The organism is Streptomyces sp. NPDC000410, assembly GCF_040300305.1.
GTDB lineage: Bacteria > Actinomycetota > Actinomycetes > Streptomycetales > Streptomycetaceae > Streptomyces.
On sequence record NZ_JBEPDM010000023.1, the window covers coordinates 104656 to 112970 of the forward strand.

An 8315-nucleotide genomic window follows, 5' to 3' on the forward strand; every position below is an offset into this window, starting at 1 on the left:
CGGGGGCGACCCCCGGACCCCCGGCAGGGGGCGCCTGGGGGCGCCGGCATGGAGGCCGTGACCGGCTGTGTTGTCCCGGGGGCGACCCCCGGACCCCCGGCAGGAGGCCCCCGGGGGCGCCAACGTAGAGGCCGTGACCGGAATTGAACCGGCGTACATCGCTTTGCAGGCGATTCCCTGAGCCACTCGGGCACACGGCCGTGTTTGTCGTACGCATTGAACGTAGGGGCCGCCCCCGGACCGGCTCAAGGAGATCGCCGGGGCTGCAACACGACTGCCATACGCCGTTCATGGTCCCGCGTCCCTCCTCCGTCGGTCCTAGGTCCGGCGGTCGGTCGAGGATCGGTCGCGCGACAGGGGTGATTACCGCGCATGCCCCTTACCCTTGGCCCATGACAGCCCTCGAATCGCGCGACGAAGACGTTCTCGCCCCCAGCGCCGGCACCGGCGACGGCAGCGACGGCGTGCTCGGGCGCGCCTACCGTGCCCTCAGCATCGGCATGGTCTCCGTCGTCCTGCTCGTCGCGTTCGAGGCGACCGCCGTCGGCACGGCCATGCCCGTGGCCGCGCGCGAGCTGAACGGCGTGGGGCTGTACGCCTTCGGCTTCTCCGCGTACTTCACGACCAGCCTCTTCGGGATGGTCGTCTCCGGGCAGTGGGCCGACCGGCGTGGACCGCTCGGCCCGCTCGCCGCCGGGATCTCGGCGTTCGCCGCCGGACTGCTGCTCTCCGGAACGGCCACGACGATGTGGCAGTTCATCGGCGGACGGGCCGTGCAGGGACTGGGCGGCGGGCTGGTGATCGTCGCGCTGTACGTCGTCGTCAGCCGCGCCTACCCGGCACGGTTGCAGCCGCCGATCATCGCCGCGTTCGCCGCGAGCTGGGTGATTCCCTCCGTGATCGGTCCGCTCGTGTCCGGCACGGTCACCGAACAGCTCGGCTGGCGCTGGGTGTTCATCGGCATCCCGGTGCTGGTCGTCGTGCCCCTGGCCCTCGCGCTGCCCGCGATACGGCGCACGGCGTCGGGGCCCGTCGACGCGACCGCACCCGCCCCGGCGTTCGACGCGCGCCGCGTCCGGCTCGCGTTCGCGATCTCGCTGGGGACCGGGCTGCTCCAGTACGCCGCCCAGGACCTCACGTGGCTGTCGCTGCTCCCGGCGCTGGTGGGCGCCGGGCTGCTCGTGCCCGCCGCGCTGGGGTTGCTGCCACGGGGCACGTTCCGGGGCGCGCGCGGGCTGCCCTCCGTGGTGCTGCTGCGCGGCGTGGCCGCCGGCTCGTTCATCGCCGCGGAGTCCTTCGTACCGCTGATGCTGGTCACCCAGCGCGGCCTGTCGCCGACGCTCGCCGGGATGTCACTCGCGGTGGGCGGGGCGACCTGGGCGCTGGGCTCGTACGTCCAGTCCCGGCCACGCGTGGAGCCGCACCGGGAGAAGCTCACGGTCGCGGGCATGGTGCTGGTCGCGGCGGCGATAGCGACCGCGCCGAGCGTGCTGATCGCGTCCGTGCCGGTGTGGATCGTCGGCCTCGCGTGGGGCTGGGGCTGCTTCGGGATGGGGCTGGTGATCAGCTCCTCGAGCGTGCTGCTGCTGAAGCTGTCCGCCCCGGAGGAGGCGGGCTCGAACTCCGCGGCGCTGCAGATCTCGGACGCGCTGTCGAACGTCATGCTCCTCGCGGCGGGCGGCGCGGCGTTCGCCGCGCTCGGCGGGGGCGCGGTGGGCGCACACGCGGCGTCCGCCGCCGGAGGAGCGGGCTCCCACCCGGTGGCCTTCGCGGCGGTGTTCCTGCCGATGGCGGGCGTGGCGCTGGCGGGGGCCTGGGTGGCGACGAGGCTGAGGGTCGTTCCCTCGCACGAGTGATACCAAAGTGGCCCCATGATTGGTACCATCACGGTATGGCTATGAACCTCCGTCTCCGCGACGACCAGCAAGAGGCCCTCAAGCTCCGCGCCGAGGAAGAGGGGCGCAGCATGCACGCCATAGTGCTTCAGGCGATCGACCGGTATCTGGAGCAGGAGGCCGACCGTGAGGCGGTCCGCAAGCTCGGCGCCAAGTACGCGGTGCGTCATGCGGACCTGCTGAAGCGCCTGGGGGAGTAGTGAAGTACCTGACCGTCCAGGAAGCCCTGGACCTGGCGGAGCTCGCCTGCGCGGGCCAGCAGGTCGCGGTACGGGACCTGGGTCTGCTCAGCTCGGCGCTGCACCGGCCGCAGTCGCAGATGTTCGGCATCGAGGCGTACACGGAGCTCTTCGAGAAGGCCGCGGCCCTGCTCCAGTCGCTGGCGGTGAACCACCCGCTGGTGGACGGCAATAAGCGCATGGCTTGGATGTGCACGGTCGTCTTCCTCGACTTCAACGGTACCGAGATGGTCGATGTCGACCAGGACGAGGCGTACAAACTGGTCATCGAGGTGGCCACCGGTGATCTGGAGGACGTCACGCTGATCGCGCGCCGCTTGCGCGGTCTGCACGAGGCGACGTGAGCTGAGTCCCACCTCGTGGGTCTACGGGGCGTTCGCGCCGGGATCCAGCCGGGCCGCCGGTAAGGTGGCCCGGTTGTCGTATCTGGACGAGCGTCGAACCGGAGACCGTGACTACCACCGCCACCACCTCCCATCACCTCTCACCCGCCTTCCCCGGCCGCGCCCCGTGGGGCACGGCCGGAAAGCTGCGCGCCTGGCAGCAGGGCGCCATGGAGAAGTACGTCCAGGAGCAGCCCCGCGACTTCCTCGCGGTGGCGACCCCGGGCGCCGGTAAGACGACCTTCGCGCTCACCCTCGCGTCCTGGCTGCTGCACCACCACGTCGTGCAGCAGGTCACCGTGGTCGCCCCGACCGAGCACCTGAAGAAGCAGTGGGCGGCGGCGGCCGCACGGATAGGCATCAAGCTGGACCCGGACTACAGCGCGGGCCCGCTGAGCAAGGAATACCACGGCGTCGCCGTGACCTACGCCGGTGTCGGCGTCCGCCCGATGCTGCACCGCAACCGCTGCGAGCAGCGCAAGACGCTCGTCATCCTCGACGAGATCCACCACGCCGGCGACTCCAAGTCGTGGGGCGAGGCGTGCCTGGAGGCGTTCGAACCGGCGACCCGCCGGCTCGCGCTCACCGGTACGCCCTTCCGCTCCGACACGAACCCCATCCCCTTCGTGACGTACGAGGAGGGCAACGACGGGATCCGGCGATCGGCCGCCGACTACACGTACGGCTACGGCAACGCGCTGGGCGACGGCGTCGTCCGCCCCGTCATCTTCCTCTCCTACAGCGGCAACATGCGCTGGCGTACCAAGGCCGGTGACGAGGTCGCCGCGCGGCTCGGCGAGCCGATGACCAAGGACGCCGTCTCGCAGGCCTGGCGCACCGCGCTCGACCCGCGCGGCGACTGGATGCCGAACGTGCTGCGCGCCGCCGACCAGCGGCTGACCGAGGTCAGGAAGGGCATCCCGGACGCGGGTGGCCTGGTCATCGCCTCCGACCAGGACTCGGCGCGCGCGTACGCCAAGCTCATCCGCGAGATCACGGGCACGAAGGCGACGGTCGTGCTTTCCGACGACGCGGGCGCGTCGAAGCGGATCGACGAGTTCAGCGAGAACGACGACCGGTGGATGGTCGCCGTCCGCATGGTGTCCGAAGGTGTCGACGTGCCACGGCTCGCCGTGGGTGTGTACGCCACGACGATTTCGACGCCGCTCTTCTTCGCCCAGGCGGTCGGCCGTTTCGTACGTTCGCGCAGGCGCGGTGAGACCGCGTCCGTGTTCCTTCCGACGATCCCGAACCTGCTCGGCTTCGCCAACGAGATGGAGGTCGAGCGCGACCACGTCCTCGACAAGCCGAAGAAGGACGGGGACGAGGACCCGTACGCCGAGTCCGAGAAGGAGATGGCGGAGGCCGAGAAGCAGCAGGACGAGGACACCGGGGAGCAGGACATGCTGCCCTTCGAGGCCCTGGAGTCCGACGCGGTCTTCGACCGGGTGATGTACAACGGCGCCGAGTTCGGCATGCAGGCGCACCCGGGAAGCGAGGAGGAGCAGGACTACCTCGGCATCCCCGGGCTGCTGGAGCCGGACCAGGTGCAGCTGCTGCTCCAGAAGCGGCAGGCGCGGCAGATCGCGCACAGCCGCAGGAAGCCGGACGAGGAGGCCGATCTGCTGGAGCTTCCGGCCGACCGGCGTCCCGTGGTTTCGCACAAGGACCTGCTGGAGCTGAGGAAGCAGCTCAATACGATGGTCGGCGCGTACGTCCACCAGAGCGGCAAGCCGCACGGGGTGATCCACACCGAGCTGCGGCGGGTGTGCGGAGGGCCGCCGAGCGCGGAGGCGACGGCGGGGCAGATCCGTGAGCGGATCAAGAAGGTGCAGGAGTGGGCGACGCGGATGCGCTGAATGTCCCGGTCCGGCGGCGAATGCCGGGCATTGGGTGATTTGGAGCGGTCGCAATGCCCGGATTCTGGACGAGGTCTTCCGCTGAGCGGAGCGTGTCGCTACATTCCCCGCATTGACAACGCCCCGTGGCAGCGCCGCCTCGGAGCGCAGCCGGTGTGCCAGGGCCTGCCGGCGGCCTTTCCGAGCGTGCGTGGCCCGTGGGACCGGTGCCGCTGCCCGCCCGCAGAGCGTCGCCGCCACTTCACTCCGAAGGAGAGGGCGTCGTGACCGCGGAAACTTCCCAGACGCTCGACCGAGGACTGCGTGTCCTCAAACTGCTCGCCGACACCGACCACGGTCTGACCGTCACCGAGTTGTCCAACCGACTCGGCGTCAACAGGACCGTCGTCTACCGTCTGCTCGCCACGCTGGAGCAGCACGCCCTGGTCCGCCGTGACCTCGGCGGCCGGGCCCGGGTGGGACTGGGCGTGCTGCGCCTGGGCCGCCAGGTGCACCCGCTGGTGCGGGAGGCCGCGCTGCCCGCGCTGCGGTCGCTCGCCGAGGACATCGGGGCCACGGCCCATCTGACGCTCGTCGACGGGGCGGAGGCGCTCGCGGTCGCGGTCGTCGAACCGACCTGGACCGATTACCACGTCGCCTACCGGGCCGGCTTCCGCCACCCGCTGGACCGGGGCGCCGCGGGCAAGGCCATCCTCGCCGCCCGCCAGGGCGGCCTCACCGAGCCCACGTACACCCTCACCCACGGCGAACTGGAGGCGGGCGCGAGCGGGGCGGCGGCGCCGCTGATCGGCGTCACCGGGATAGAGGGCAGCGTGGGAGTCGTCATGCTGGCCGACTCCGTCCCGGAACGGGTGGGCCCCCGCGTGGTGGACGCGGCCCGCGAGGTCGCCGACGCCCTGCGCTGACCCGGGGGCTCCGCCCCCGAACCCCCGCCGGGGCTCCGCCCCGGACCCCGCGCCTCAATCGCCGGCGGGGCTGGATTTTCCAGCCCGTCTGGGGGTCCCCCCACGCCCGCCAGGGCGTAGGGGGAGATTGAGGACACGGCCGAAGGCCGTACAGGGGGTCTGGGGGCTTGCCCCCAGTTTTCGGGAAGGGGCGGGTAGGGGAAGGAAGCCCGCCGCAGGCGCCCGGCCACGATGCCCCACCGGCCACGATGCCCCACCGGCCACGATGCCCCACCGGCCCCCGTACGCCCCGGCCGCGTACCGACTAGATTGGCGCTGTGCTCTCCCGCCTCTCGCGCCCCTGGACCCTCGCCGTCTGCGCCCTCCCTGTCGCCGCCCTCTTCGGCGTCGTCGGGCTCGCGCCGCTGCCGTTCACGTTGGCTCAGCCCGGACAGACCACGAACGTGCTGGGGAAGGACCGGGGGAAGCCGGTCATCTCGATCTCCGGGGCGACGGCCCGGGAGACCAAGGGGCAGCTGCGGATGACCACGATCGTGGCGACGGGGCCGTCCGCCGACGTCGGCCTCGGCGAGGTCGTCGACGCCTGGATCCGGGAGGACCGGGCCGTGCTGCCGCGGGACTCCGTCTACCCGGCCGGGAAGTCCGACAAGGACATCGAGAAGTACAACACCGCCCAGATGAAGGAGTCGCAGGACAGCGCGGTGCAGGCAGCCCTCGGCTACCTCGGCGAGGACCCGAAGACCGTGAAGGTCGCGCTGAACCTCGCGGAGGTCGGCGGGCCCAGCGCCGGGCTCCTCTTCTCCCTCGGCATCGTCGACAAGCTCGACGGCGACGGCTCGGGCGGCGAGCTGACCGGCGGCCGCAACATCGCCGGTACGGGCACGATCACCGCCGACGGCAAGGTCGGCGCGGTCGGCGGCGTGGCCCTCAAGACGCAGGCCGCGGCCCGCGACGGGGCGACCGTGTTCCTCGTCCCGAAGGCCGAGTGCTACGACGCGCACGCCTCGCTCCCCAAGACGATGCGGCTGATCCCCGTCACCACGCTGAAGGACGCCGTGGAGTCGCTCCGGCTCCTGCAGCGGGACGAGACCAAGGTCCCTACCTGCTGACCCCGCCGTCGGCCTCGGAGTCCCGCGCGGCCTGCTCCACCAGCGGGATGACCCGGTGCGGCACGGGGTTTTCCATGACAATCGCCGTGGACGCCCGCACGATCCCGGCGAACCCGACGACCCGGTCGATCACGCGCTGAAGGTCCGCGTTCGAGCGGGCGACCAGTCGGCAGAGCATGTCGCCGTGCCCGGTGGTGGTGTGCAGCTCCAGCACCTCGGGGACGGTGCTCAGATGCGCCCGTACGTCCGCGCCCTGTCCCTGCTTGATCTCCAGCGTCGCGAACGCGGTGACGGGATAGCCGAGCGCCGCCGGGTCGACATCGGGCCCGAAGCCCCGGATGACGCCGTTCGACTGCAGCCGGTCCAGCCGTGCCTGGACCGTGCCGCGTGCCACGCCGAGCCGACGGGACGCCTCCAGCACGCCGATCCGCGGCTCCCGGGCGAGGAGCACGATGAGCCGGCCGTCCAGATGATCGATCGCCACGAGGGCCCTCCGGGTGGTCATCCTGTACAGAACGCCCCTGTAAAACGGGCATCTGCTGGGCAGGTTGCCCAGTCGATACACAAACTATTGCGCACCTTGTGGAACGGGGGGAGTCTGCGGCCATGACTGAGATCCTGGCTGACACCCCCCACACCGCCCGGCAGGCAGACCCCTTCCCGGTCAAGGGGATGGACGCGGTCGTCTTCGCCGTCGGTAACGCCAAGCAGGCCGCGCACTACTACTCCACGGCCTTCGGCATGAAGCTCGTCGCCTACTCCGGACCGGAGACGGGCAGTCGGGAGACCGCGTCGTACGTCCTGACCAACGGCGCCGCCCGCTTCGTGCTCACCTCCGTGATCAAGCCCACCACCGACCGGGGCCGCTTCCTCGCGGACCACGTCGCCGCGCACGGCGACGGCGTGGTCGACCTCGCCATCGAGGTGCCGGACGCGCGTGCGGCGTACGCGTACGCCGTCGAGCACGGCGCGCGCGGGATCGAGGCGCCGTACGAGGTCAAGGACGAGCACGGCACCGTCGTGCTCGCCGCGATCGCGACGTACGGCAGCACCCGCCACACCCTGGTCGACCGCTCCGGCTACGACGGCCCCTACCTGCCCGGCTTCGCCGCGGTCGAGCCGCTCGTCGCGCCCCCGGCCAAGCGCACGTTCCAGGCGATCGACCACTGCGTCGGCAACGTCGAGCTCGGCAAGATGAACGAATGGGTGGCCTTCTACAACAAGGTCATGGGCTTCACGAACATGAAGGAGTTCGTCGGCGACGACATCGCGACCGAGTACTCGGCGCTGATGTCGAAGGTCGTCGCCGACGGCACGCTCAAGGTGAAGTTCCCGATCAACGAGCCCGCGATCGCGAAGAAGAAGTCGCAGATCGACGAGTATCTGGAGTTCTACGGCGGGGCCGGTGTCCAGCACATCGCACTCGCCACGAACGACATCGTGGAGACGGTACGCACCATGCGCGCGGCCGGCGTCCAGTTCCTGGACACGCCCGACTCGTACTACGACACGCTGGGGGAGTGGGTCGGCGACACCCGCGTCCCGGTCGACACCCTGCGCGAGCTGAAGATCCTCGCGGACCGGGACGAGGACGGCTACCTGCTCCAGATCTTCACGAAGCCGGTCCAGGACCGCCCGACGGTGTTCTTCGAACTCATCGAGCGGCACGGCTCGATGGGCTTCGGCAAGGGCAACTTCAAGGCGCTCTTCGAGGCGATCGAACGCGAGCAGGCGAAGCGCGGCAATCTGTAGGCGCCGCCGCGTTTGTGTGTGGGGGGTGAGGGGCGCCTGCGGCGGGCTTGTTCCCCTACCCGCCCCTTCCCGGAACTGGGGGCTGTGCCCCCAGGCCCCCATAACCAGCCCCTCCGGCGATTGAGGAGCGGGGGTTCGGGGGCGGAGCCCCCCCCACGGGGGGGGGGGCGGGG

General features: G+C 71.0%; 8 protein-coding genes and 1 tRNA gene. 7 read left to right on the plus strand and 2 right to left on the minus strand.

Annotation, left to right across the window (positions count from 1 at the left end; genetic code table 11):
• Positions 1–128 precede the first annotated feature (128 nt).
• A tRNA-Cys gene (locus ABT342_RS22810) sits at positions 129–200 on the minus strand.
• A 192-nt stretch (positions 201–392) separates the two neighbouring features.
• Here ABT342_RS22810 and ABT342_RS22815 point away from each other — a divergent pair.
• The 6 genes from ABT342_RS22815 to ABT342_RS22840 all read left to right on the plus strand — a co-directional run bounded on the left by ABT342_RS22815 (position 393) and on the right by ABT342_RS22840 (position 6390).
• Complete coding sequence (locus tag ABT342_RS22815) at positions 393–1856, plus strand: MFS transporter (protein ID WP_351576760.1); 1464 nt, start codon at positions 393–395, stop codon at positions 1854–1856.
• 41 nt (positions 1857–1897) lie between these two features.
• Positions 1898–2095 carry an Arc family DNA-binding protein gene (locus tag ABT342_RS22820; protein WP_351576789.1) on the plus strand — a complete coding sequence of 66 codons (198 nt, stop codon included), beginning with the start codon at positions 1898–1900 and terminating at the stop codon, positions 2093–2095.
• Positions 2095–2478, plus strand: coding sequence for a type II toxin-antitoxin system death-on-curing family toxin (locus tag ABT342_RS22825; RefSeq protein ID WP_351576763.1), 384 nt, complete (start codon positions 2095–2097; stop codon positions 2476–2478). The genes ABT342_RS22820 and ABT342_RS22825 overlap by 1 nt, the downstream gene beginning before the upstream one ends.
• A 107-nt stretch (positions 2479–2585) precedes the next feature.
• Complete coding sequence (locus ABT342_RS22830) at positions 2586–4376, plus strand: DEAD/DEAH box helicase (RefSeq protein ID WP_351576766.1); 1791 nt, start codon at positions 2586–2588, stop codon at positions 4374–4376.
• 263 nt (positions 4377–4639) lie between these two features.
• Positions 4640–5281, plus strand: a complete 642-nt coding sequence (locus tag ABT342_RS22835; protein WP_351576768.1) for an IclR family transcriptional regulator — start codon at positions 4640–4642, stop codon at positions 5279–5281.
• 317 nt (positions 5282–5598) lie between these two features.
• Complete coding sequence (locus ABT342_RS22840) at positions 5599–6390, plus strand: S16 family serine protease (protein ID WP_351576770.1); 792 nt, start codon at positions 5599–5601, stop codon at positions 6388–6390.
• Here the strand turns inward: ABT342_RS22840 and ABT342_RS22845 are convergent.
• A complete protein-coding gene (locus ABT342_RS22845; protein ID WP_351576773.1) occupies positions 6380–6874 on the minus strand; it encodes an Lrp/AsnC family transcriptional regulator in 495 nt (164 codons plus the stop codon). The genes ABT342_RS22840 and ABT342_RS22845 overlap by 11 nt on opposite strands.
• 122 nt (positions 6875–6996) lie before the next feature.
• On the opposite strand from ABT342_RS22845, the gene hppD reads away from it, so the two are divergent.
• Positions 6997–8142 (plus strand): 4-hydroxyphenylpyruvate dioxygenase, encoded by a 1146-nt coding sequence (gene hppD, locus ABT342_RS22850; protein WP_351576776.1) that lies wholly within the window; start codon positions 6997–6999, stop codon positions 8140–8142.
• The last annotated feature ends 173 nt before the right edge of the window (positions 8143–8315 follow it).

Excerpts from the sequence above, each read along its gene's own strand:
- ABT342_RS22815 (WP_351576760.1), top strand. The coding sequence starts at position 393 with ATGACAGCCCTCGAATCGCGCGACGAAGACGTTCTCGCCCCCAGCGCC.
- ABT342_RS22820 (WP_351576789.1), top strand. The coding sequence starts at position 1,898 with ATGAACCTCCGTCTCCGCGACGACCAGCAAGAGGCCCTCAAGCTCCGC.
- hppD (WP_351576776.1), top strand. The coding sequence starts at position 6,997 with ATGACTGAGATCCTGGCTGACACCCCCCACACCGCCCGGCAGGCAGAC.